This is a genomic window from Sphingobacterium chuzhouense, from assembly GCF_014692525.1.
Taxonomy (GTDB): Bacteria; Bacteroidota; Bacteroidia; order Sphingobacteriales; family Sphingobacteriaceae; genus Sphingobacterium; species Sphingobacterium chuzhouense.
On sequence record NZ_JACNYL010000001.1, the window covers coordinates 1,243,233 to 1,269,786 of the forward strand.

Annotated in this window: 14 protein-coding genes; 2 read left to right on the forward strand and 12 right to left on the reverse strand. The window is 42.7% G+C overall.

Features of this window, described 5'->3' with window-relative positions; translation table 11 throughout:
- Nucleotides 1-3: 3 nt before the first annotated feature.
- Nucleotides 4-2,121, reverse strand: a complete 2,118-nt coding sequence (locus tag H8B21_RS04755; protein ID WP_190312614.1) for a M3 family metallopeptidase — start codon at nucleotides 2,119-2,121, stop codon at nucleotides 4-6.
- Nucleotides 2,122-2,196: 75 nt separating this feature from the next.
- Here H8B21_RS04755 and uvrA point away from each other — a divergent pair, with 75 nt between their 5' ends.
- Together uvrA and H8B21_RS04765 are read left to right on the forward strand one after the other, a co-directional pair.
- Nucleotides 2,197-5,007, forward strand: a complete 2,811-nt coding sequence (uvrA, locus tag H8B21_RS04760) for an excinuclease ABC subunit UvrA (RefSeq protein WP_190312615.1) — start codon at nucleotides 2,197-2,199, stop codon at nucleotides 5,005-5,007.
- Nucleotides 5,008-5,121: 114 nt separating this feature from the next.
- On the forward strand, nucleotides 5,122-6,030 hold the full coding sequence (locus tag H8B21_RS04765; RefSeq protein ID WP_190312616.1) for an AraC family transcriptional regulator: 909 nt from the start codon (nucleotides 5,122-5,124) through the stop codon (nucleotides 6,028-6,030).
- 5 nt (nucleotides 6,031-6,035) lie between these two features.
- Here H8B21_RS04765 and H8B21_RS04770 read toward each other — a convergent pair whose 3' ends face one another.
- The 11 genes from H8B21_RS04770 to H8B21_RS04820 all read right to left on the reverse strand — a co-directional run bounded on the left by H8B21_RS04770 (nucleotide 6,036) and on the right by H8B21_RS04820 (nucleotide 26,535).
- On the reverse strand, nucleotides 6,036-6,422 hold the full coding sequence (locus tag H8B21_RS04770; RefSeq protein ID WP_190312617.1) for a RidA family protein: 387 nt from the start codon (nucleotides 6,420-6,422) through the stop codon (nucleotides 6,036-6,038).
- A 2-nt stretch (nucleotides 6,423-6,424) separates the two neighbouring features.
- The gene (locus H8B21_RS04775) at nucleotides 6,425-7,948 is read right to left on the reverse strand and encodes a phosphodiester glycosidase family protein (RefSeq protein WP_190312618.1); all 1,524 of its coding nucleotides are present in this window, start codon (nucleotides 7,946-7,948) and stop codon (nucleotides 6,425-6,427) included.
- Between the two features lie 43 nt (nucleotides 7,949-7,991).
- Complete coding sequence (locus tag H8B21_RS04780) at nucleotides 7,992-10,460, reverse strand: hypothetical protein (RefSeq protein ID WP_190312619.1); 2,469 nt, start codon at nucleotides 10,458-10,460, stop codon at nucleotides 7,992-7,994.
- Nucleotides 10,461-10,478: 18 nt separating this feature from the next.
- Nucleotides 10,479-12,935, reverse strand: a complete 2,457-nt coding sequence (locus H8B21_RS04785) for a hypothetical protein (protein WP_190312620.1) — start codon at nucleotides 12,933-12,935, stop codon at nucleotides 10,479-10,481.
- 30 nt (nucleotides 12,936-12,965) lie between these two features.
- A complete protein-coding gene (locus H8B21_RS04790) occupies nucleotides 12,966-14,477 on the reverse strand; it encodes a family 43 glycosylhydrolase (protein WP_190312621.1) in 1,512 nt (503 codons plus the stop codon).
- A 13-nt stretch (nucleotides 14,478-14,490) separates the two neighbouring features.
- Nucleotides 14,491-16,920 carry a hypothetical protein gene (locus H8B21_RS04795; RefSeq protein WP_190312622.1) on the reverse strand — a complete coding sequence of 810 codons (2,430 nt, stop codon included), beginning with the start codon at nucleotides 16,918-16,920 and terminating at the stop codon, nucleotides 14,491-14,493.
- Between the two features lie 51 nt (nucleotides 16,921-16,971).
- Nucleotides 16,972-18,186, reverse strand: coding sequence for a BT_3987 domain-containing protein (locus H8B21_RS04800; RefSeq protein ID WP_190312623.1), 1,215 nt, complete (start codon nucleotides 18,184-18,186; stop codon nucleotides 16,972-16,974).
- Nucleotides 18,187-18,200: 14 nt separating this feature from the next.
- Nucleotides 18,201-20,003, reverse strand: a complete 1,803-nt coding sequence (locus tag H8B21_RS04805) for a RagB/SusD family nutrient uptake outer membrane protein (RefSeq protein ID WP_190312624.1) — start codon at nucleotides 20,001-20,003, stop codon at nucleotides 18,201-18,203.
- A 21-nt stretch (nucleotides 20,004-20,024) separates the two neighbouring features.
- Nucleotides 20,025-23,159 (reverse strand): SusC/RagA family TonB-linked outer membrane protein, encoded by a 3,135-nt coding sequence (locus H8B21_RS04810; protein ID WP_223814834.1) that lies wholly within the window; start codon nucleotides 23,157-23,159, stop codon nucleotides 20,025-20,027.
- Between the two features lie 90 nt (nucleotides 23,160-23,249).
- Entirely contained in the window at nucleotides 23,250-24,539 is a 1,290-nt protein-coding gene (locus H8B21_RS04815) for a hypothetical protein (RefSeq protein ID WP_190312625.1), read from the reverse strand.
- A gap of 394 nt (nucleotides 24,540-24,933) precedes the next feature.
- Nucleotides 24,934-26,535 (reverse strand): SLC5 family protein, encoded by a 1,602-nt coding sequence (locus H8B21_RS04820; protein ID WP_190312626.1) that lies wholly within the window; start codon nucleotides 26,533-26,535, stop codon nucleotides 24,934-24,936.
- Nucleotides 26,536-26,554: the final 19 nt, after the last annotated feature.

Here is a 26,554-nt window from a genome sequence, read left to right on the forward strand (position 1 = left end):
ATACTAGTTCAATCCACGTTTTTTCATTAGGTGAACCGGATCCGGATCTTTTCCTCTAAATTGTCTGTACATTTCAGCAGGATTACCTGTACCCCCTTTTTCCAAGATATTCTCACGGAAAGAAGTTGCGGTAGCCTGATCGAAAAGGTCTTTCTCTTTGAACGCTGCGAAAGCATCGGAGTCCAATACTTCTGCCCAAATATACGCATAGTAACCTGCCGAATATCCGCCAGAGAAGATATGTTGGAAATAGGTACTTCTGTAACGCGGAATGATGGCATCAATTAAGCCAATTTTCTGCATACCGGCCGCTTCAAATGCATTTACATCACCCTCGATAGGTTTCGTTGTTGCATGATAATCCAAATCCAACAAAGAAGCTGCCACATACTCCACGGTTGCAAACCCTTGGTCAAACGTTCCGGCTTGTTCCATTTTTTCAATCAACGTATCTGGAATAGCTTCACCCGTTTGGTAATGTTTTGCATACGTTTTCAATACTGCGGGATCAGCCGCCCAATTTTCCATGACCTGCGACGGTAACTCCACGAAATCGCGCGATACAGCGGTACCGGCTAAACTACGGTACTTTACGTTCGATAACAAACCATGCAACGCATGTCCAAACTCATGGAATAACGTAGTCGCTTCATCAAATGTCAATAGTGCAGGCTCATCTCCCACCGGTTTTGTAAAGTTGCATACAATAGAGATAACGGGTGCTACACGCTCGCCTTCTTTTGTACTTTGTGAGCGGTAAGACGTCATCCAAGCGCCACCTCTTTTGGATTCTCTCGGGAAGAAATCGGCATAAAGCAGCCCTAAATGTTCGCCATCTCTATCTTTTACTTCATACACTTCTACTTCTGCATGGTAAGTTGGCACATTGCTCAATGCGACGAAACTCAAACCATATAATTTATTGGCTGTATCGAAAGCACCTTGTCTTACTGCTGCCAAACTAAAATACGGCTTGATCTCTTCTTCGTTCAAGGCATATTTTGCTTTACGGATTTTCTCTTGGTAATATCTCCAATCATACGGCGCTACCTGAAAATCTCCTCCGGCAGCTTCGATTTCTTTTTGAATGTCTGCCGCTTCAACCTTTGCTTTTTCTAATGCAGGTTTCCATATTTTATTTAATAAAGCATAAACATTGGTTGGGTTTTCCGCCATCGCCTCTTCCAGAACGTAGGCAGCATGTGAATCATATCCCAATAATTTCGCTTTTTCTAAACGAAGATTTGCCGTTTTAAGCAAGATCTCTTTATTATCGTTGTTGTTGCCATTGTTTCCACGCATTTGGTAAGCGTTCCAAATTTCCTTCCGCAACTCCCGATTATCAGCATACTGTAAGAACGGCATTACAGAAGGATTCTGGAGCGTGAATACCCATTTCCCCTCCTTATCTTTTGCCTTAGCCGCGTCAGCGGCGGCTTGTTTTAGAGCCGCAGGAAGCCCCGCTAGATCATCTTCATTATCGACAACCAATTCGTAGGCATTTGTTTCCGCTAACAGATTTTGTCCGAAATCATTCGTCAACACGGACAATTCGGAATTGATCTTTTTCAACTTCTCCTTATCACTTTCAGAAAGATTTGCACCGGCGCGGATAAACCCTTTATAAGTTTCTTCCAATAATTTGGCATCTTCGGCATCCAACGTCAAAGAAGCACGATTATCATATACCGTTTTTACACGTGCAAACAACTTCTCATTCAAGGAAATTTCATCGCCGTGTGCCGACAATACAGGCGCCATATCTTTGGCTATCGCTTGAATAGAATCATTTGTATTCGCTGAATTAAGGTTAAAGAATACACGTGAGATATTTCCTAACGTGCTTCCAGCATTCTCCAGTGCTACGATTGTGTTTTCAAAAGTAGGATCTTGTGAATCGTTGACGATAACATCGATTTCTTGATTGTGCTGCGCTAAGGCTGCTTTGAATGCGGGACGGAAATGTTCATCCTTAATTTTGTCGAATGGTGGTACTTGAAACGGCGTGTCGTAAGTCAATAGCAACGGGTTATTTTCGTCTTGCGTGTTATCTGCCTCTTGACAGCCTACAACTACTGTTGCAACGACTATACAAAATGGTAAGAACTTTAATTTATTCATTCGTTGTTGTTTAGTTTTTTGGCAAAGATAAGGATTATGAATTAGAGTCCAACAAAATCCTTACCTTTGTGGGTTATGTCAAAAAAATCGGAACAAAACGCGAAGTCGTTTATCCAAATAAAGGGTGCGCGGGTCAACAATCTGAAAAACATCGATGTCGATATCCCTAAAAATAAGCTAGTTGTCATTACGGGAATGTCGGGTTCTGGGAAATCTTCCCTTGCTTTCGACACCCTTTATGCAGAGGGACAGCGACGTTACGTAGAAAGCCTATCTTCCTATGCGCGGCAATTTATGGGGCGTATGCATAAACCGGAAGTAGATTATATTAAAGGGATCGCTCCGGCGATTGCCATCGAACAAAAGGTAATTACTTCCAATCCACGCTCTACCGTGGGTACGTCTACGGAGATATATGATTATCTTAAACTTCTTTATGCGCGGATTGGCAAGACCTTTTCTCCAATTTCGGGCAAGCAGGTTACAAAAGATACCATATCGTCTATTATCGATGAGTTGATGACGTATCCAGAAGATACCACGATTACTATTTTTGCGGAACTTATACCTATCAATCAGCGAAAATTAAAAGAAGAGTTATCGTTACTGCTCCAAAAGGGATTTGTTCGGGTGTTTTTTGAGGAAAAGATACAGAAGATAGAAAGTATTATCGAAGATACAACGATACAAAATAAAGACTTCAAGGCTGGAGAAGTACAGATTGTCGTTGACCGTATCCGATTGGATAAACAAGACGAAACAAACAGTCGTATTGCCGACTCGTTACAGACTGCTTTTTTTGAAGGGAAAGGCGAATGTTATGTCGACATCGATGGCGATAGAAAGCATTACTCCGACAAATTTGAACTGGACGGTATCCTATTCGAAGAACCGACACCAAACTTCTTTAGCTTCAACAACCCTTATGGTGCCTGCAAACGTTGTGAGGGATATGGTAAGGTTATCGGTATAGACGCAGATTTAGTCGTTCCGGATAAAAGCCGTTCGGTATATGATGGTGCTATTGCGCCGTGGCGAGGGGAGAAAATGGGTGAATGGCTAAATCGCTTGGTACGCAATGCACTCAAGTTTGATTTCCCCATACACCGCGCTTATGGTGACCTCACACCTGCCCAGCAGGAATTATTGTGGACAGGGAATAAATATTTCGGTGGATTGAACCAATTTTTTGAGGAGCTGGAACAACAGACTTACAAAATACAATATCGGGTCATGTTATCCCGTTATCGTGGAAAAACAGATTGTCCTGATTGTAAAGGATCACGTTTACGTAAGGATGCTACTTATGTCAAAATCGCTGGCAAATCCATTACCGATGTTGTTTTATTACCGTTAGAAGAAGCCCTGCAATTCTTTAAAGAACTTAAATTAACGGAACACGAACAACTCATCGCAAAGAGATTGCTTGCTGAGATCGTCAACCGGCTTCAATTCTTGTGTGATGTGGGCTTAAGCTATCTCACCCTAAACCGTTTGAGCAACACGCTTTCGGGAGGAGAATCGCAGCGCATTAATTTGGCCACATCGTTGGGCAGCTCATTGGTTGGTTCTATTTATGTATTGGACGAGCCCAGTATCGGTCTACATCCTCGCGACACGCAGCGGCTGATTGGTGTATTGAAATCGCTCCGTGATGTCGGTAATACCGTTATCGTGGTGGAGCACGAACAAGAGATGATGGAAGCTGCCGATTATCTTATCGATATTGGCCCAGAAGCGGGAATAAATGGTGGTCAACTTGTTTTCGCCGGAACTTATCCGGAAATTCTTCAGGATAAAGACAGCTTAACAGGACAATACCTAAACGGCCAATTAACTATTCCCACACCTCAAACACGACGCAAATGGCGTGATTCCATTATCATCAAAGGAGCGCGGGAAAACAATCTGAAAGGAATCGATGTAACCTTTCCGTTAAATGTATTTACCGTCGTCACGGGTGTGTCCGGCTCGGGGAAAACATCCCTTATCAAGCGTATTCTATACCCTGCCTTACAAAAAGCCATCGGTAATTACAGCGGCGAACAAACCGGTATATTCGATTCGCTCGAAGGGGATATCACCAGCATTGAACAAATCGAAATGATCGACCAAAACCCGATTGGTAGATCCTCACGTTCCAACCCCGTAACGTATGTGAAAGGCTGGGATGAAGTTAGATCAGTTTACGCTAATTTGCCTGCGGCGAAGGCATCCGGGCTAAAACCTGCTGCTTTTTCGTTCAACGTGGAAGGAGGCCGTTGTGATGTCTGCCAAGGAGATGGCGAGGTCAAGATCGAGATGCAATTTATGGCCGACATCGTACTCCCGTGTGAGGCTTGTGGCGGTAAGCGGTTCAAGCAATATGTATTGGACGTGGAATACAAAGGTAAATCAGTAGCTGACGTATTAGACCTCAGTGTGGACGAAGCTATGGAATTCTTTAGCGACGTACCTAAAGTCATCGCTAAAATCAAACCTTTACAGGACGTAGGATTGGGCTACGTGAAACTTGGTCAGCCATCGAGTACTTTGTCGGGCGGTGAAGCGCAACGTATCAAGCTCGCTTCTTTTTTAATCAAAGGGAACAACAGCAAAAAGACGCTTTTCATTTTCGACGAACCGACAACCGGTTTGCATTTCCACGATATCCACAAACTTCTTAAAGCATTTGATGCACTGATTGCACTAGGCAACAGTATTCTGGTCATTGAACACAATATGGAGATGATAAAAACGGCCGATTGGGTTATCGATATCGGACCAGAAGGCGGAAATAAAGGAGGAGAAATCGTTTTTGAAGGCACACCGGAAGATTTGGCAGAATGTAACGAATCTTATACTGGGAAGTATCTAAAAAATCACCTCATTTTCAAAGAGGTATAAGGGGTAGAAGTTTGCACAAGCCTTACAATTCATAAGAAAATTTTATTAACTTTAGACTATTGAACCGATATCCAGACGGTATCAATACAAAAAGTATCCGTATAAATTTTGATTATGAAAGCAAACTACAAGCCTATTCCATTTGATGAATCGAATTTGTTGAATGTTGACTTTCAAGAAAGCCAAAAGGACTTCGACTACCCTTGGCATTATCATCAGGAATATGAACTAACTTATATCCCTTATGGACAGGGGCTGAGATATGTAGGCAATAGCGTAGAAAACTATTTTAACGATGACCTTGTTTTACTGGGTTCTAATTTGCCTCATTGCTGGATCGATGAAACACATCCGAAGGAAAGTTCTCCGAATGCCGTTGTCATTTATCTAAAAGAAAATGTTATGGATGAAACGTGGATGCAGAGCCATGAGTTTAGCGGCATCAGAAACTTATTACGATCTTCTAACAGAGGTATTAAATTTAACCCATCTATAGCAAAGAAACTTAAAGAAAAATACCTTGAATTGAATAATTTGCGTCCGCTAGAAAAACTCATCCAATTACTACAAATTTTAGACGAGTTAAGCCAATCTACAGAATATAGCTTCTTATGTGAAAACGATTTTTCCTACGAATTGAACAGCCACAGCAGTAACCGCATTAACGCTATTTATAGATATATACACCTGCACTATCGTGAAAAAATATGTCTTGATGACATTGCTGCCGAGGTGTATATGAGCCCAAAATATTTTTCTAGGTTTTTCAGTAAAGTGATGAAGAAACCTTTTTTCGAGTTTCTAAATGAATATAGAATCAGCAAAGCTTGCAAGCTCCTTGTGGAGACCGATAAGCAAATTAGTGATATTTGTTATGATTCCGGTTTCGAAAGTATCCCATTTTTTTATCGGCAATTTAAAAAGTTTAAGAAGTGCCAACCCAAACAGTATCGTTTATCTTATTTAAAGGCTCTTTCGAGCAATTCTCTTGGTGCCCATCCAGATGAAGACCAAGAGAATTGATAGTATTACCCCGAGGGCATGCAAACAATACAATCAATTTCTACTTTGATATCTTTTCCCAGTACGGACTGTACCGTTGTCCGGGCAGGTTTTACATCTGGGAAATAGCGCTCGTATACTTGATTATATCTATCAAAGTCTTTCCAGTCACTTAAATGGGCTGTACATTTAACGACATCGTTCATTGTCGCTCCGGCAGCCTCTACGATGGCTTTTATGTTTTCTAATGTGCGCTCCGTCTCTTCTTCGATAGACCCCAACACAAATTGAGATGTTTTAAAATCTACAGAAGCCTGCCCACTGACAAATAGAAACCCGTTTGCGATAATGCCATCCGAAAAAATTCCGGTTATAAAATTTTCGTCCCTTTCGGGGTGATTTATTTTTTTCATATTTATTTTTTAGTCGTTATCATAATTCCATTCGCCACCGCGCGCTCAGAACCATCTGATGGGGTGTTTTTAACCTGACCGTTAATCGTTATGCTTGAAGATCCACCACCATCAAGATTCATCCCGGTAAATGCACCTAAGGATTTTAATATATCCCCCACTTCTCCCGTAGTTGCACCTACAGAAAAGTCTATTTGGCGACCATCAATTACTACAAGATAATATTTACTTCCATCACGTGAAAACCCTATGCCGGTACGCGGATGGGCCTCGTTCCAAGTGTTTGTAGTGGTGCCGTTTTCTAACATGACACTCTCATATCCGATAGCGTTTATATTTTTATCCGTTAATATACTACCCCCTACATTCACATTCATGACCACACCAACTTTATCTCCAATGCTTAGGTTACTAAGAAAGGTATATGAGTTGATACTCGAAAACGACTCATTGCCTACAAGAACAGCACCTTCGCCATTATTAAAGTCTCTTCCTCCATCTATGTTATGTTCAATTCCCTGCACCGTAAATTCTATTCGATCATTTACACGCCAACCATTTTCAGGCTGCGAAAGAGATACCATCGTACTTGTATAGGGCGACCAGGCAAAAGCTGAATTCGTAACATAGGCATTAGCCATATTGTTAAAAAGAGTAAGCTCACCAGCTTCGGCGAACCCGTTCACTTCTTTTAATGTATAGTTTTGATCTCCTGCTTCCACGCTTCCCGAAAAGGATATTTCGCCATAGTGCGGCGCGCCATCGTCTCCTACAATAAGCGCATTAGGTCTGGAAAAAGGTGTTTGTATAAGCATCCCATTGGTCACTTCCAGTCCAAGTGGACGACTATTAATGTAAGAATAACCCGTATTATTATCTGCTGCAAGTAAATAGAAATCTCCGTTTATCGCCGCCACAGGTTTACGCCCCTGCGCATCATATTCCTCTTTCTTACGATTGAATGCTGCTAGCGGACGCTCCCTGTTTATTTGTCCAGAAGGTGGTGCAGACCATACTTCGATCTTGTTATCTGTATTCGACAAATCCACTTCAAGCGAATTTACGACCAGCCCTTTTCCTAATGTCCCAAGCCCATTCACAAATTCAGGAATACTAAACTTTAACCACTTTATCCCCTGACCGAGCTCTTCATAACCAAGCGTATCGATCTCATATTTAGCTGATCCAATGGAGATGACTAAATGATGGTTGACCGTTACAGGTATCTTTTTTTCAAGATTTGCTCCCCGAACCACAATATGGGTACTCCCGGCTTGTTTTGCATTCAAAACACCCGCAGAAGATACAGAAGCGACGTCAGGATTTTCGGAGAGCCAAGAAAACTCAACACCTTGATTATTTACAGGAAATGTCTGTGCTATCAATTGCCTTGACGCTCCCGAATGGATCGTTATTTCTTGCGGAGTGACGATAATGTCTGTTAAAGTCTGAATACCGTCATTATCTGTCCGGCAACCCCAGGTTGTCAACAGAACCAATATTGCCAAAATCGTTAGTTTTTTCATATTCCTTTTTTTAAGTTTTTAAATAAGTTAGTTAAAGCAGTCATTAGTTTAACTCAATTGGTTTTTTGATTCCATATTTCTTTCCGTTTACCACGATACTTCTCAATCCCCTAACAGGAGGTATATGTAACACAACCTTCTGAGGCCCCTCTCTCCAATCGCCCTTAAAAGTGATGTAGACCTGTTGGCTTTTTTCATCCCCCTTAAATATCAAATCTACCGGCCCATATAACGTTGGCATTCCCTTAAGGACAGTTTCTTTACTGGAAGATATCCACGCTAATGGACAAAACCGCAGCAGGTGAAGCTCATTTTCTTTTATTTCATCGTCTATTAAAGCCATCCGAGCCATCCAAAAAGCAAGTGGTGTCGAAAAAAGTGTTCCTTGCATACCTGTACGATGCTCACAGGATGTGTATGTTTGCTGCGAAAGCGATCCCACAAATAGACTATACATACCCTCTAGATATCTTTTTCTGTCGGAAAGTTGCCAGGAATGCATTACATTCCAGCTATAACATGGTTCACAGCTTGACATTTCATGTTCTAGAACGGCCCTTGAAACGGCGTTATATCTTGGCCCTTTTAAAGACCAATTTGGCCCTTCTCTAAAAAATTTAGTTGCTGCGACCATTAACGGATCATCAGCATCAAACAAACCTGCCCAAACTAAAACTAATGGCCCCACATCTAACGCAAAAGCGTCATCGTACACATGCCGCGGCGGCGGTACTTTAGAGAGGCTGGTAACAGGTACGGGATATTCATTGCCCTCTCTATCCTTCCATTTCCGGGCTTCTGCTGATGCTTCTCGAAAGGCGCGGACAAAGGTAGCTTTATACTGTTTGGCAAAAACATCGAATTCATCCGCTCTGGAGTGCTTTATTTTTTTCAGCATCTGTATAGCCTTAGTCAACCCCTTATAATTCCAAGCCAGACTCCAGATAGATTGTGTCGGAATCATATCATCCGTTGCTACCGCAGGTGGCATTAAGCCCTCAACACTATCTGGAGCTTTCTTAGCACACGCGTCCTTTATAAAATCACAGGCTTTAATGATGGAATCCGTCCATTCATTGATAAATATTTGGTCGCCAGACAGCAGAGCATGTGTGGATACTTGAAGCAAAACAGCTCCGTGGTCAGCTAGCCAATCAATCGATGTTAGGTAGTTGGGAGAAGCATAGTATCCCGAATGTAAATCATACGATCCTCCGGGCGGTTTAATTGTCCCTTGATGAATCTTATATATCCGAGTATATTTCTCCACCGTTTTATGTTCTCCTAGCAGGCTTAAAAACATGTGGCTGTTCATGGATGTAGGCGTAGGCCAAAGCTGATCGTAACCCCAAGATCCGGATAAAAAAGAATACTCTTTGGTTTTGTAATCGACCGACGTTAAGACAGGAACATACTTGACATTGCGATAAATCGCTTCTGTTATATAATCTTCTGGAACCCGAAACCTATTTTCAGGCAATAAATCGTTCTTCCAGTAAGCGTTACTCTGCACCAGCGCCCCGTTGAATCCTAATTCTTCTTCCTTACTTGTTTCTGAAGCAGCAGTTGGAAACATCGGCATTAAAAAATCTGCATAATCTCCAATTTTAGCCTGAAAATCTACCTTTATACCACATGTACCGTCATTGTTCGAAAAAAAAGAGACCCGATCTCTTGAGGTTGGCAACACCGAAAAGCGTATCTTCCCGTCTGGTTCAACGACTCGTAATCCAATTTGATTTGCTTTCTCATATAAGATTGCAGATAACTGTTTTGGATATGCAACACGATGCGGCAAGACGTCTACTGTTACGCCGTTTTCATGCGTGAATCTTCCTATCAATTCATGGTAGTTCGCACTCAGTTGTAAGATCATTGGAAATGTTTCGACTGAGCGAATCGGATCAACATGCGTTACCGTAAGACGAATCCAAGCGAACACGGGTTCCAACCCGTCTTTAACATCACCACCTCCCAACAGGTGACCAAACACCTCCTGTCTGATAACCATTCCTTCCTGCAATTGAAAATCTGTCCATAACACTGGCGTTTCCATACCCTCTTTCCATCCTTGGACACCATGTCCGCCATCAAGTGTCCATTGAGGAACCTGCGTAGTAGGCAATGCAGGTACATTTATATCCGGCCAAGGTGTAAAACGAACCAAAAAGTTGTCCCCTTTGAATTTGACAGCATGTTTTCTTGAACTAAGATCGGAAAACGGTTCAGACAAAATAGTTCCGTTATATAAAACATTAAAACGAAAAAAATGATCTTTCCATCCAATGGGCGTCCAGACATTTCGTTGATCCGGCCACCAGAACTTTGCCAGTTCTACATCGGGCTCGATTTCCGATACGTCACAAGAGGATGTGGTTCCTAAATTTGTGTCCTGTCTTTCGGTTTCGTTCGCTAGCGAATAACCGGGTATCAATACCGATGCTGTAGCAGCACCTAGTGCATTACGCAAAAACTCCCTTCTGGAATTCGATAGATGTATATTTTCTTTCATTCGCTTATTTATCTTAGGTTAGAGAATAATATTTTTTTTAGCTTTATACTTTTTTCCATTCACTACGATACTCGTTAAGCCAGGAAGTGGAGGTGCATGAAGGCGTATTTTATCCGGCTTTTCTCGCCAATTGCCTTTAAACTTTATATCCAAAGTTTTGCCGTCAGTAGACAAGATAAACCGTAAATTTACCGGACCATATTCCGTAGGCATACTGTCAAAAACTGTTTCCTTTTCCGAAGAGATCCAAGCTAGCGGACACATCCTCATGATGTGCAATATATCTGGATCGAGTTGATCATCAATAACTGCCAAACGGGATAGATAAAAAGCTAACGGCGTAGCGAACAAATTCCCCTGAATTCCATGCCTATGTTCACAAGAAATATAAGTGTTTTGGGAAAGCGCGCCCATGTATAGGCTATACATACCTTCCAAAAAATGGTGTCTGTCGTTTAGTTGCCAGGAATGGATTATATTCCAACTATAGCAAGGTTCGCACGTAGACATTTCATGAACAAGGTATGGTCGCCATAATGCGTGAGGAATCATGCCCGTGAATCGTTCGTTCGGTCCGTTTCTAAAAAATTCGACCGTATCTCGCATAATCGGATCGTCAGCATCCATTAATCCAGCCCATACCAATGCCATAGGGCCTGTATCCAAATAGAAAGCGTCAGAGAAAATATGGTGCGGCTGTGGTTCGTTCGACATGACTGTCGGTGGTTTATATCGTTTTTTACCGTCAATATCAGTCCAATATTGTCCTTCTTTAGCTAATTTGGTATATGTTTTTAAAAACAAGACTTTGAATCCGGCAGCAAAATCCGAAAATTCTTTTGCTCGTGTATGAGTTATCTTTTCCAACAAGCGTACGGCAGTGGTCAGCCCCTTATAATTCCAGACGAGATTCCACAATGCCTGCATTGGGATTTCTTCGTCCGTTGCCACTGCAGGAGGTAAGAGTCCTTCAACGCCACCGTGGCCTGTCTTTGCACACATATCTTTGATGAATGCACAAGCTTTAATAACCGATTCGATCCATTGGTCTATAAATGTCTGATCGGCCGTTAATAGTGCATGTGTGCAAACCTGGTGTAGTACCGCACCATGATCAGTCAGCCAATCAATGGCGGTAAGGTTCTTTGGTGTACTATAATATCCGAGATGCAAATCGTAAGCAGGTCCTGGAGGTTTTACCGTTCCTTGGTTCTTTCTAAATAATTCTAAATACCGAGCAACTGCATCGTGGTAACCTAGCAAATCTAAAAACATGTGGGATACCATCGATGTCGGCGTAGTCCATAAATTATCATATCCCCACGAACCAGAAAGTGTCGTATACTCTTGCGTTTTATAATCTTTTTCGGCGATGATTTCGGCAAACTTCAAGCTTTGCTTGATTACGTTATTAATATGCTTCTCGGGAACATGAACAGTTGCCGCCGTCTTTGGTCGATACGACCAGAATCTATCGCTTTCGGCTAAAGCAGCGTCGTATCCGAACGATAATTCTCGATCTGCTTCCTCAGGCGAAACGGTAAGCATGGGCAGTAGGACGTCAATATAGTCTCCAACGTCCGCTCGTAAATCGGTCTTTACCATATACACGCCACGCTGAACGTCGGAAAACATAAATTGATGAGATGACGGACTCACGACCATTAATCGTACCTTTCCATCAGGCTCTGTAACCTGTATACCTGATTTATCTTTATTTTTGTACGCAGAGGAGGTTAGTGCCTGAGGATATGCAACCCCTGCAGGATTTATATCCACTGCGACAGCGTGCTCAAAATGATCATGGTGATCGTAGTAATTTTTACTCAATTGTATGCATATCGGAAAACTATCGGGATATCGATGTTCATCAACGTAGGTAATCGATATGCGTATCCACGCAAATAATGGATCCGTACTATTCTCTGCCTCTCCTCCGCCCTTGACGTGAGAAAATATTTCTTGTCGGATTATAACACCCTCCTGTAACGGATAATCGGTGTAGAGAATCGGTGTTTCATGCTGTTCGTTCCACCCTTGAATACCGACGCCTCCGTCCAGCTTCCAAACAGAAATACGTTCTTTGGGAATCGGTGCGGGCATACCGGTTTTGCTAGGACGAACAGAGAGCAAAAAATCTTTCCCCACAAACGGTCTCGCGTTTTTACGTGGAGAAAGCCAGCTTCCATTTGGGTCGGTAATCACATCACCATTATACAAAACATTAAACCGAAAATAATGGTTTTTCCATCCAATAGGCGTCCAGACATTCCTTTGCTCCGGCCACCAAAGTTTCGCCAATGTCGCATTAGGTTCTGCATCAGATATATCACAGTTGAACTTCTCTTCTGTGCTTCTAATTTCCTTCACACTTGCGAAGGTGTAACCCGGCACAAGTGCCGATGCCGTTATCGTACCTATCGCATTGCGTAGAAAATTTCGTCGGGAGTTTGGAAGTAAATTTTTATTAGCCATCTTATTGTACGTGAAGTTTTAAATAATAAATCAGTCAAAAACGGGAGCAGCAGCGGTTATGGAAGGTGTGCTATTACCAATATATGGCCAGTCATATTCGTCCCAATGCAGCTGATCTAACAGTAGCACACGACCTGTCGGATTATCTGTTCGAAACCCGTGGTAAAAAATCCAATCGTTACCTTCTTTATCTTGAACAATTTGAGAGCAGTGCCCATTGCCTACAAAGGAGGCATTTTTACTAACCAGCAATGTATAACCATTGGACATCATATTTGTACCACTTTTGTTAACATAAGGCCCGGACAAGTTGGTAGAACGTCCCACAACTAGTTGGTAAGTACTGTTTAATCCGTTGCAGCAAGAACCGATTGAAGCAAACATATAATAATATCCAGCACGCTTATGGATGTACACGCCCTCAAAAGCAGTTCCCGCAACCTGCTGTTTGGCAACGCCAGTTTTTACCGATAGACCATCGTCACTCATTTCTATCTTGTATATCCCTCTGAAACTGCCCCAAAAAAGATATTTTTTCCCATCGTCTTCAATGAAAGCTGGATCAATAGAATTTTGGACATTTATTTCATTACTCCGAAACAATTTCCCCCGGTCAGTAAAGGGTCCTGTCGGGCTGTCAGCCACGGCAACACCAATACCGCATGTCCATTCTCCGCCCCATACCGACATCGAATAATACATGACATACCGACCGTTGATGTAGTTGATATCAGGTGCCCAAAGCCCCCCATCAGGTTCAAAAGTAGGTCTGTTTGCATCTGTAAAGGCTGTACCGTGAAACGTCCAATCTATTAGGTTTTGTGAGGTCATAATGGGCATATTACGTGTATCCTCCGTAGCATATAGATAAAATCGCCCGTCAGCAGCTTTGATCAATGTGGGATCAGGCAGGCTCCAGGTTGATACCGGATTGCGATACGAGACCACCAAATAAGAAAAATCGATTTTGTTCGAAGGCTTTTGTTTCACCTTCACCACAACTTCTACTGTTCTTTTTCCGGCAAAATCCGGAACAATTACCTTTATCGAATGTTCGGATACCGAAACAATGTTAGCAGGCTTCTCACCAAAGGTGATCGTTACATCTTCTTTCCTATTTCCGAAACCTGTTCCCGTAATGCTGATTTCTGTTCCTTCCGCTGCTAAAATTTCAGAAAGTGATTCGATCTCGGGTGTTGGATAAACATACGTAAATGGAAAAACATTAGAAGATCTATCTGCTACAGTCACTGTCAGGGAAGACGACACCACATCACTGGGAGGGACCACCGCCTGTATCTTGCCATTTTCCAAAGATAAGATTTCCGCTTCCCGATTATCAAAAGCTACGGTGACAATCCCACGTTCGTCTCCGAAATTTGACCCTACAATGAGTATTCGATCTCCTACGGCTGCGGCACGTGGATTTACATTCCTGATATTCGGAACCAACCCGACGTCACCTTTTCCTTTATCGCCCGAACAATGAGATAACAAAGAAACCCCTAGCAAACACAATAACGTATAACCAATGCTTTTCATAATTACTTTTTCATCAAATATCAATGATATCCGCTGGCTTATAGCGCTTACCATTGATCACGACACGCGTTACTCCTTTTAAAGGAACGTGTACCTTCAACTTTTCTGGTTTCTTTGTCCACTTTCCATTAATTGTCACGAACAGTGTTTTTCCGTCTTCGGACTTGTTAACTCTCAAATCAGCTACACCGTACTTTGTTGGCATATTCTCAAAAACGGTTTCCTCTTTTGATGAAATCCATGCATCAGGACAAATCCGGAGCAGATGAATGGCGTTCTCTTCGATTTCGTCATCAATCATCGCCAAACGCATCAAATTAAAGGCTAGAGGAGTAGCAAACAATGTCCCTTGAATACCATGTCGGTGTTCACACGAAATATACGTTTGCTGCGATGTAGCACCAACCAATAAACTGTAAAGTCCTTCTAAAAAATGTTTCCGATCGTGCAGTTGCCAAGAGTGGAAAACATTCCAGCTGTAACAAGGTTCGCAAGTAGATATTTCTCTGTTTAGATAAGGGCGCGAAAGCGGATTGAATCGAGTACCATAGAAATCCCGGTTAGGCCCATGACGGAAAAAATCTACCACGGAGCGCATAATAGGGTCATTCGCGTCCATCAATCCCGCCCATACCAATACCATAGGCCCTCCATCTAAATAAAAAGCATCTGAAAAACGATGAAAAGGCATGGGTTCTAACGTCAAATTCGTCGGCGGCTTAGGGCGTTTGTTACCATCTCTATCTGTCCATGTCGGTCCTTCTGCTGCCAATTTTCTATACGCTGTAATAAAAGTTTCTTTAAATTTCTTCTTAAAAGCTAGCAGGTCGGCTGCTCGCGGATGATTAATAGATTGAAGAAATTCAACAGCGGAATGAAGACCTTTGTAATTCCAGGCGACATTCCATACCGCTTGGACTTCCATAAGTTCATCCGTTGCTACTGCTGGAGGCAGTAGACCTTTAATACCTTCAAAATTCGTTTTCGCGCTCATGTCCTTTATAAAGTCACAGGCTTTCACAATAGATTCTGTCCAATTCGCTATAAATACTGGATCCTTGGATAGCATCGCATGTGTGCTTGCCTGATGTAAAATAGCACCATGATCGGTAAGCCAATCAAACGCTGTTAATGTTTTTGGTGTGCTATAGTACCCAGGGTGTAACTCATAGGCTGCTCCCGGCGGCTTTACTGTTCCCTGATTCTCCCGAAATAATTCCAAATGTCTCCCTACAGATTCATGATATCCTAATAAACTTAGAAACATGTGACTCGTCATCGATGTGGGCGTACTCCATAAGTTATCATAACCCCAAGAGCCCGATAGAAAAGTATACTCACCATTCACATAGTCTTTCTCTGCTATAATCTCCGCAAACTTAATACTATGGGCGAGCCATCTATTTATGTACTCCTCCGGAACGTGTATATTTGCCGCCGACTTGGGTCTATGTTGCCAATAAGGTTCCGTATTTGTCAATGCTCCGTCAAAACCGAGCGCTTGTTGGGTATTGACCTCTGTTAATTCTTCTGGTAGCATGGGTACCAATACATCCACTTTATCCCCTACTTTGGCATTCAAATCTATCCTTAAGTTGTACATCCCCGAGTCAATCGGACTTAGTGTAATATTTCTGCTTTGTTCTGTAGGCAATATCACCAACCGCACTTTGCCATCAGGCTCCAGTAGTCGGTAGCCTTGTTGTCCGTTTTCCGTAAAGTTCGCTAGAGACAACTCTTTAGGATAAGGCGCCAACTTTGGATTTATATCGATTGTAATCCCATCCTCCTGAAGATATCGCTGACTATGAATATAATATACGCGACTCAATTGTGTCGCTACCGGAATTACCCCCTTAAAACGGCTTGTGTCTACGTTAGTAACAGAGAGCCTTATCCAAGCGTACAAAGGCTCGATCCCCGTTTCCACATCCTTACTACCTTTTACATTCGCAAAGATTTCCTTTCGAACAACGATTCCCTCTTGTAAAGGAAAATCTGTATATAGAACCGGTGTTTCCTTATCTTTCCGCCAACCTTGGATACCTCTTCCTCCGTCAATACGCCATAACGAAGTGACTTCTTTAGGTAAAGGAGGAGGCGTACCCGAAGGTAGAGGATAAAAGGACAACATAAAATCCTGTCCTAGGTATTTTTTGGAATGTTTCCGCATTGGCGCCCAATGTGGGGCAGGCTCCACAAGGACGTTTCCGTTATATAGCACATTAAATCGGAAATAGTGGTCTTTCCAACCGATCGGTGTCCATATATTACGCTGGTCAGGCCACCATGATTTTGCTAATTCCACATTGGGTTCCTCATGCAATGTGCATGAGGAACCAACAAAAGGTTCAACATCGTTATCTGACCGTAGGGCTTGGGCAAAACTGACTGTACTCAAAAAAAGTACGTTAAACAAAATAATTAACCTAAGTTTTATCATCTTCTATCTAATTTTTATCTATGTATTGTTGTACGCTTAATCTTTACATTGCTACTCCTTAAGTGGCCAAAATCCATTTGGATTAAATCGATATCGATATACCTTATTATCGCTAGCTATAGCTAACAGGTCATCACCAAATGGTACGATCAGTTTATACATATCCCAACCGCTACCTAACTGGCGTCTTGGTGATACTACACCGTCAGCCGTTATGGGAATTTCCCATAAGGCTCCTGATGGCTCTATACATAAAAGCGTGTTTTTATAGGGTAATATCTGACTATAAGCACTCCAACCATCTCCAAGGCTCGAGTTTGTACCGATTAGATTACCATTCGAATCAAGTGGGTACCTCAACATACGGCCATCTGGAAATCTGGCTAAAATATTACCTCGATAGATAACAAGCCTATCAAATATATTCCAACCCGTATTGATAGAAGTACCAGTAGATATAACACCCTCTGCGGACACGGGATATCGAAATAACCGTCCATTGGCCTCACTTGGTATTCTACTTATAAAATAATTCGATCCATACGGAGCGAGGAAGTCAATAACATTCCATCCGCTACCCATGGTTATAGGATCACTAAACTGCTCCGTTTCGGAGTTATAAACAAATCGCTTTATCGTTCCGTTAGCATCCCTTATCATCAAGTTATCCAAATGCTGGAAGGCAATTGTTGCGCCCACAGTTCCTAAATCTAAGATTTCCTCTCTCGGTACATTTCCAGGTTCAAAAGATGCTGCGACCACAAAATAGGCAACACCCAACTGTTGATTTACCGCTGTACCATCACTCACATCCTTGATACCTACAGGCAAAAGATAAGGTGTATATGCCTCTAGGTATTCTGATGTTTTCACCGTGACAATAGCCTTTGTGGAGTGTGGTTGACCCGCAGCGATGATGACCTCACCCCTTCCAAATTCATAGCTCCCCTCGGGCATGATGGAATAGGAGGTTCCTCTTTCCGCATTAAACGCTTCAACTAATTCGGGGAAGAAATCCAGCGTAACCGTGACATCCTGCTTGGGATCATCCACACCACCCAGATAGACGCTGAGGTCAAATGTTTGGTCTTCCTCCCGTACATACACATTGACAAATTTGGGTGCATTGTTGGCTTGGGGAATATATAAGCTTGTATATTTCTCTTTATCCAAGACATCTATATAATCACTTTTACAACCATTTACGGCACTAATTATCAGTATGGCAACTAGCCCCCTGAAATATCTTTTTAATTCTTTTTTCATCACACAAGCTGTTATTACCATTGAGGATTTTGGACGAGATTATGATTTTTATCGATTTCAGATTGATACAGCGGCCACAAATAATGTTTGGGAGCGGTGAATATTCTGGTCTCAACTCTTGTTCGTTGATAGAATGCATTATCTTGTAAGGAGGTACCTCCTTGAATATTCATCCCAAACACATCTTTGTTATCTACAGTTTCTGCAATTTTCCAGCGTCTAACATCAAAATAGCGATGTGTCTCGAATGCGAGCTCAATACGTCTCTCGTGCCGGATGCGCTCCCGCATTTCTTGTTGCGTAAGTCCATCCGGTAGAGGGGGCATCCCTGCTCGTTTCCTGATCTGATTGACATAGGTATATACATCTGCCACAGGCCCTTCAAACTCGTTAAGTGCTTCTGCATAATTTAAGTATTGTTCTCCCAATCGAAAGAGCACCCACGTTTTGAGTACTGTCCGATTTGCAGGAACATCCACGTTTGGATCCGAAAATTTCTTGATCAGATATCCAGTAGAGGTATAGTTCTGCCCTCCCGCTCCCCGGCCATCCAATCCAGTTCTCCAAAACTGTATTTGTCTGTCTCTCCATATCGAGCCACTAAAATGTATGTGTGCATAAAACCGAGGTTCGCGGTTTGCGTACATATTATGCACCCCTGCCGGGTAGTGCCCACTTGGGTGTGCAGTGGTCGTATATCCGGATTCACTATATCCTGATGCGGGGTTGATAATCGGGGAATCATCCCCATTATATCCCAAAATAGGACGTTCCCCATTCGCCATTTCATAAGCATCTACGATTTCCTGCGTTGGAGCATAAGCCGAAAACCCACCGTGACTCAAGGGGCCTGAGGATCGTTCAAATAGCAAACTAGGACCGATGTTTCTTGCGAAGAATATCTCATTATTATAAGGAAGTAAAAACAAATCCTGACAAGCTTTAGCTGGATCTGAATTATTTAATCGAAAGATCTCATAGCCTCCTGTTTCTGTTTGGTCGATACAATCTTTCGCAGCGACATAGGCTCGGTACCACTTTTCCGCATCATAGGCTGTGGGAAACAAGCGCAGTCCTTCATGGTCCGTAAACCTTGCGTAATCGGGATTTCCATTCCATAAAGGACTGGCGGCGTATAGTAATACCCGTGCTTTCAAGGCGAGTGCTACCGCCCGTGTAATTCTTCCGTATTCACTATTGGAGGCAACCCGAATGGGAAGAAGTTCGGCAGCCCTTTCACTCTCCGTGACAACGAACGCTACACACTCTTCAAGAGGTCGCCGTCTCAATTCCAGAAAGTCATCAGTCAATTGGAAAGAATGGTCTGCTATAGGTACCGGCCCATGCACACGCATTAACATAAAATGGTAAAATGCCCGTAAAAAAGTAGCCTCACCTATCCATCTATTTCTGACGGTCTCCGTAAATACGGGTGGACTTAACGGGACATTGTCCACATTTTCCAGAAAAATATTCGCTTTCCGAATACCCTCGTACATAAAAGACCAGATATTTACCGGCATATTTGAGGGCCCCCAGGCACCACTAACCATCGCATGGGAAAATGCGTAAGCCCACGTAATATTCATTTCGTCTGTTGCCGCAACAAATGGGTTTCTTCCCGGGTTATCACTCATGTTTGATTCATCAGGCAATTGTGCGTATACCGAAGTCAAAAAAGATTCTGCATATCGATGTTGGCTAAAGACATCTTCAATTGTGAGATCTTCGTCAGGGGTTTTATCCAAAAAATCCTTCTGACATCCACTGCTAAAGAAAATGAAACTTATTGCAGTTAAAAACAATGCTTTATTCATAACAAACCTGGTTAAATGTGTTTAAAATGTGAACTGGACACCGGCGTTCAAGATTCGTTGTATTGGATAACCTCCTGTTCCATTGTCCGACTCGGGATCTATAAAATTCAACTTGTCCCATGTGAACAGGTTGACACCATTTACAAAGGCCCGTATCCCGTTGATGCGTAATCTTTCCAATACTCTTGGTTGAAAGTTATATCCTACCTCTACATTTCTTAGGCGTAGATAGGATGCATCCCGCTGCCACAGGGTAGACTCCTGAAAATTGTTGGGACTACTCGCATCACGTACCGCCGGATATCGGGCATCCATATTATCGGGTGTCCATCTGTTGTCATAATATTCCCGGGTAATGTTATCAGCCCCCAATCCGTTTATGAACGGCTGCATGGCCGCTCCATATAGATAAATACTAGTGCGGGTGGCTCCCGTAAAATACACACTAACGTCTACCGCCTTGTAGGCGATCGTGCCCCCAAAACCGAACATGATTTCCGGCAAACGTGGATAACCTATAAATATCCGGTCGTAAGTATCGATTACACCGTCACCGTTGATATCCTTATATTTTATATCCCCCGGCCTTACGATAGAACTAAAGGTCTGCACAGGACTATTATCAATCTCTTCTTGATCCCGGAAGAGACCGAGTGCCACCAAACCAGCAGGTTGCGAAACAGGGATAGCTTGGCCGCGAGCATTTTGATAGGGATACAACGGTATAGGCTCGTCGTTTTCTACAATCTTGTTACGGGCAAACGTAAAATTTCCACGAAACGAATAGTACCAGCCTGAAGATGTTGTATGCTTAAATTCCATTAACGCATCAAATCCTTTGTTATCCACCTTTCCCAGATTTGCGTAAGGTATGGTAGAAGAAGGGATACCAGCTATAGCGGGAATAGTTCGCCGCTGCATCAAGATGCCTTCTCTCTTTTCCGTAAAACCATCGAGTTGCAAACTAATTTTCCCAGACAGCAACTCCAAGTCCACTCCTAAATTAGTTTTTGTCGAGACTTCCCAGGTTACATCGGGATTACCGATCTTTGATTCACTAAATCCCGGGAAACCGAGCTGCTGGTCCCCAAACCGATACGCGTTGTTAACACGAGCTACGTTTGTTAGAAAGAGAAAACGATCCCCACCGATCTGGTCATTTCCGACTTGACCATAGGAACCTCTTATCTTGAGGCTGTTGACGATGTCTTGGTTCCAAAAGTCTTCATTGGATATAACCCATCCTGCTGATACAGAAGGAAAGAAACCAAATCGTTTTCCTTTCGGAAAGTTTTCGGAACCGTTGTATCCCATATTTGTTTCCAAAAGATATTTATTTTGGTAACTATAGCTAACCCTTGCCGCTAGCCCCAATCGTCTGGCAGGCAAATTGCCTATCGAGTTGCTTGCCATCAAGTTGACATAATCCCGTTGGTTATACAATAGCATCCCAGTAACATGGTGCCCGTCAAAATCTCGGTCATAGTTTACGGAAGCTTCCGTATAAATTGCCCGGTTCGCCACATTCGACGGAAGGTAGCCCATTGGTTGTTCTTCTCGTAACAACTGGTATTTCTCTTCGCCGGTATTCTCATCAACCCCTTGGTATCTCCGCACTTCAAAATATTTTTGACGCGTGGCCTGGTTAAAAGAGTAATAATCGTAGGCAAAACGTCCTCCAACCGACAACCCAGGAGTAATCAGCTCGGACAAGTCCCATGCCGTACCAAAGGTGCCTTGCAAGGTATTTCTAAAATAAGTCATATAACCGGATTGCGTAGCAATACCATAGGGATGATAGCCTACATAACTTGGAACTCCGCCCAGACTGCCATCGGGATTCATCAATGGAAAATCTATTGGAGATGTCCTTTTAATCGCCGTGAAAAGATCTAATGACGTATTCCCTGGGTAATTTTGATGATGGATAATACCACCTAGACTGAGATCTATCTTTAGATTTTTTGCCAAATTGATATCGACATTCGATCTAAAGTTATACCTTTTCATATTGGCGTTGGTATTAAAATCATTTAAGTTATCTTGTTTATAAACACCATCCTGATGCGTATAACCTACATTGGTATAATAGCGTATAACGTCGGTACCACCTGATACACTCAAATTCGATATATGCTGCGAAGTGTGCTTTTTTAACACTACATCCTGCCAATTGACCGAAGGATACAAATAGGGTTCAGAACCGTCGGCAAATTTTCGCAATTCGTCCTCCGTGAATTGAAGTGGCCTCCCAACATTCGCCAACCCTTCATTGATCAAACTGGCATATTCATGCCCATCGATATAATCCGCCATTCTTAAATTGGAGAGCATCGCGGTTTCAGAACGAAGCGTAATTCGAGGCCGTCCTACCGTTCCTTTCTTCGTAGTGATCATGATCACGCCATTTGCTCCCCGAACCCCAAATACCGCTGTGGCAGATGCATCCTTCAGGATAGTAAAGCTTTCCACCTCCTGTGCATTAATATCGTTCATGTTTCTTTCAATACCATCGACCAAGATTAAAGGGTCTCTATTTCCTGTAGTACCAACGCCTCTGATAAAAACTTGCGCGGCGTCGCTTCCGGGCATTCCAGAAGATTGACGGGAAACAATTCCGGGCATCCGTCCACTGATAGCATTGCTCAAAGAAGGAGTAGAAACCTGTTGAATCTCTCTGGTAGAGATGGAGGCAACCGATCCCGTAACGGTCAACTTCTTCTGCGTTCCGAACCCAACCACGACTACTTCATCTAAACTAGATTGCTCTTCGTCAAATTCTAACTCAAAAACTCTTTTCGACTCCTTTCCGGCAAGAACTTCCAAGGTGTGATATCCCTGAAAACGAATCTGCAATGTATCTTGCGGATTTCTAATCTCCAATAGAAAATTACCGTCAATATCGGTTGTCGTTCCGCTTGTTGTCCCTTTGACGATTATGGTAGCACCTATCAATGGTTCTTTTCCTGCATTCTGGACTTTTCCATTTAAGACATGCTGTGCGATTGCTTGCTGCTGAGAGACAATAAAAGTCAAGAGCAAAATGCAACCAGATTTAAAGCTCATCCCCGTGTTTAACTTTATCGGAACATTAGACAGTTCCAATAACCAACGCTTAAAGTAAACGTCGAAACGTGTAAAAACTCTTTTCATCATTTTTCGTATTTAGTTAGTTTATTAGTTAAAATTGACCTAGCTGTCGAATTGTGCCAGGTTAGCTAACCTACCAAGTGCGGGTTGAATAGATCAGTTATCGAGAATCAGCTCACGTATAGCCTCTACAATAACTTCCTCCACTTCCTCTGACAACCGGGATGGTTTATCATACCAATACATACTGTCGTCCACTTCGTACCCCCCCTCTTTTATCACGCGCTTAGAAGCGATATAGCATGATGCATCGTTGGAATACGCATTAATCCAAAGTCGATCGGCACCCAATTCTCTTTTTAGCCTAATGGCATAATCTACCACAACCTCGCCGCCCATATTGATCATCACCAATTGATCTCCGAAATTCCAAATCTGTATAGGGTAATTCAGCACTTGAGGTAATTCATCTCCCCGTTGAATACGCTCTAATGCAAGACGGGCATAATAACCATGTATGGTTGTATCCGTTGCCAAGGCAATAAGTTCACGGACCGTTGGTATCTTGGCAAAAGGCAACTGCACCCATTCCATTGCGCCTAAGGGCGGAGAATCCAGCGGCCGCAAGTCCCGATTCAATAAGTTGTCCACTTGAACAGCAATCTCTTCACTATAGACATTTAAATATTCCTGTTTCCCTTGTTTTACTGGATGTGCATCTCCTGCACATCCGATAGAAACCAAGGCGGTTACACCAGGATACCTAGCTTCAATAGCCTTTTGTGCCTCACCCATCCAGTCCCCATGAATTTCATTGACCTCTGGTCCCAAGGTAATACCATGACAAGCATAGTTAATCAGAATCGCTCGAAGCGTTCCATCTATATCTGTTATGCGCATTAAAGGCATCGATCGGTCTACGGGACCACCTTCTGTTCTCCGGTTGACAGCAAAAGACACTTCTCCTGTACCCCAAGACACCAAAGAAGGCTTCCTATTCTCCAGAGCCGCCAATGCCATTTCTTCTAGTTTTTCACTAAGCGCTTCGTTGAACTCTGCTATATGTATCAATTGGTCAAGCGCTAACAGTGAATCACTGAAGTTGTATTGAGCTGGGTAATCGCCTCGACATTGTAAATGATTGAACAATGGACCCACTTCCGGGCCACCATGTGTATGTGAAGCAGCGATCACAATTTGCGATGGCTTAATACCTGTTATTGCAGAAAGCCGCTTCATCAATCTCTGTGTTATACGCCAGGGGATGCCCAATAAGTCTACGGTAATAAAAAGCGATGGATTCTGTTCGTCGCTGCCGAAAGCGAGTGCTTTCGCGGATAATCTATGCAACACTTTATCGGTTTCGGCCTTATCTCTGGCCGCATATCCCGAAATACGCACCGGGTTTTCCGGTGTGATATCAATCCTTGCTACTCCTACTTCCATCTTTTTCGGAATTATGTATGCTCCTATAGGTTGATATTAGCAGAAAAGATAGATGAAGGTTGTCACAAAGACGCTCCTTCATATTTTTTTGTTTATTCATAACTGTTTATATTTAATTAGATAATGTAACAAATATATGGGCAAAGCCCCTTGTCTTTTTATACTATATTCACTTATATATACTCTATTTCTCCCTTTTTTTATTATTCCTTTTTTGAGACAGGATAGGCACAAGAAATACCTTGAACCCCAAATATCTATAGGGTTTTACGTAGGGTTAAAAATGTTAAATAACGCGCTATTTGATCTATTTAGAGAGTAGAAACAGGGTAGAATATTGAAGAGCTAGGTAGAAGATATATGGATTTACTTAATAGCGTATTTTTCTGACTTACTACCAAAATAGCCAATAAATAAAGCACCAAGTCAATGCATACAAAGCTGCCCAAACCTTAATTTGTTTCCACCAAGGTCGTTGCACGCCATCGTTAAGCGTAAGAAGCCACGAAGGGTTCCAAATAAATGATTTCACCTGATCGGTTGTAGGTTGCGCAGTGTATAGCGAAACAACGATAACTAATAACATCGTCAACACTTGCGAAATACCACCCGCGTACAGCCAATGGAGCCTGATCTCCAACAGGTTCAAAACGGATGCAAGGATGATTTGAATGGCAACACCTCCTAAAAGCCCGACAACAGCTCCCGTATAGCTTGTTCGTTTCCAAAGAATTCCCAATATAATCACTGAAATAAAAGGAGTTGCAATATAGGTGACACCCATCTGGAAATACTTAAAAAGCCCGACCGTCCCAACGAACGGAGCAACTATCGAAGCAATAATTAACGCCACTCCACCGGAGACTTGTCCAGAAATAATCATTTCCCTATCGCGCGCATTTTTCCGAAAGAAATTACGATAAACATCCAATGAAAAGATCGTTGAAATCGAATTGGAAAGTGCACTTACAGAAGACATTACAGCAGCGAAAAAACCGGCCAGCACAATGCCTTTAACACCCGAAGGCGCAAATGTCTGCAACGCAAGTGGAAAAGCTTTGTCGTAATTATTAGGTAATAAGCTTGGTCCTTGATGCATCACGTCTAACCAATGGTACATCACTAATCCCATCAAACAGGTGACAATCGGCAATACGATACCAATAAAACCCGCAAATACGATTCCCATCATACCGTCCCAAGTGCTTTTAGCAGACAATATCCGCTGTATCATTACTTGGTTGGACGATTGATAAAACAGAAACACGCCAAAGGATGCCACTACAAGCCCTAAGAAAGGAGCTTCGGGATCCGAGGGCGGATGATATAAATGAAAGCGTTCAGGAGCCGCCTCAACCATGGCATTCCAACCTCCTGGAATATGGTCAAGAGCCAACCAGAAAAAGAGAACACCGCCTACCATAAAGAGGATACATTGTATGGCGTCCGTCCACATCACCGAGTTCAACCCTCCAAGCAACGTATAACTCCCCGTAGCGATTACAATGCCGGCCATTACATAATACTGATTCCATCCTGTGAGTTCACTGACAGTAATACTCCCACCATAAAGAACAGGTGGGAGAAAGACAAACACATAGCCGGTCAACATAACCACGCTATATATACTGGCACATGCAGAACCAAAACGACGCTTCAAAAATTCCGGTACCGTCATAATCTTATTGCGTAAATACATCGGGATGAAGAAAATCATCGTCAGTAAATACGTAGGCAGAGCCCACCAAGTCCAATTTGCAATACCCATTCCATCTTTATACGTAGCTCCCATTGTTCCAACAATTTGCTCGCTTGAAACCGTTGTGGCAACAAAAGCAGCCCCAACAAGATACCACGGCATTTTGCCCGAAGCCAAAAAATACCCAGTTACCGTTCGGTCTGCCCGTTTTGCTGCCATCAGTCCAATAATGATGACGACTAACGTTATACATCCAATGATAACGAGATCCAATAAGGAAAGACTAAAATTTTCCATTCAAAATTAGTTTATAGAT

Excerpts from the sequence above, each read along its gene's own strand:
- H8B21_RS04770 (WP_190312617.1), bottom strand. The coding sequence starts at position 6,422 with ATGAAAAAAATAAATCACCCCGAAAGGGACGAAAATTTTATAACCGGA.
- H8B21_RS04755 (WP_190312614.1), bottom strand. The coding sequence starts at position 2,121 with ATGAATAAATTAAAGTTCTTACCATTTTGTATAGTCGTTGCAACAGTA.
- H8B21_RS04820 (WP_190312626.1), bottom strand. The coding sequence starts at position 26,535 with ATGGAAAATTTTAGTCTTTCCTTATTGGATCTCGTTATCATTGGATGT.
- H8B21_RS04765 (WP_190312616.1), top strand. The coding sequence starts at position 5,122 with ATGAAAGCAAACTACAAGCCTATTCCATTTGATGAATCGAATTTGTTG.
- H8B21_RS04800 (WP_190312623.1), bottom strand. The coding sequence starts at position 18,186 with ATGAAAAAAGAATTAAAAAGATATTTCAGGGGGCTAGTTGCCATACTG.
- H8B21_RS04785 (WP_190312620.1), bottom strand. The coding sequence starts at position 12,935 with ATGGCTAATAAAAATTTACTTCCAAACTCCCGACGAAATTTTCTACGC.
- H8B21_RS04780 (WP_190312619.1), bottom strand. The coding sequence starts at position 10,460 with ATGAAAGAAAATATACATCTATCGAATTCCAGAAGGGAGTTTTTGCGT.
- H8B21_RS04815 (WP_190312625.1), bottom strand. The coding sequence starts at position 24,539 with ATGGAAGTAGGAGTAGCAAGGATTGATATCACACCGGAAAACCCGGTG.
- H8B21_RS04805 (WP_190312624.1), bottom strand. The coding sequence starts at position 20,003 with ATGAATAAAGCATTGTTTTTAACTGCAATAAGTTTCATTTTCTTTAGC.
- H8B21_RS04790 (WP_190312621.1), bottom strand. The coding sequence starts at position 14,477 with ATGAAAAGCATTGGTTATACGTTATTGTGTTTGCTAGGGGTTTCTTTG.
- H8B21_RS04795 (WP_190312622.1), bottom strand. The coding sequence starts at position 16,920 with ATGATAAAACTTAGGTTAATTATTTTGTTTAACGTACTTTTTTTGAGT.
- uvrA (WP_190312615.1), top strand. The coding sequence starts at position 2,197 with ATGTCAAAAAAATCGGAACAAAACGCGAAGTCGTTTATCCAAATAAAG.
- H8B21_RS04810 (WP_223814834.1), bottom strand. The coding sequence starts at position 23,159 with ATGATGAAAAGAGTTTTTACACGTTTCGACGTTTACTTTAAGCGTTGG.
- H8B21_RS04775 (WP_190312618.1), bottom strand. The coding sequence starts at position 7,948 with ATGAAAAAACTAACGATTTTGGCAATATTGGTTCTGTTGACAACCTGG.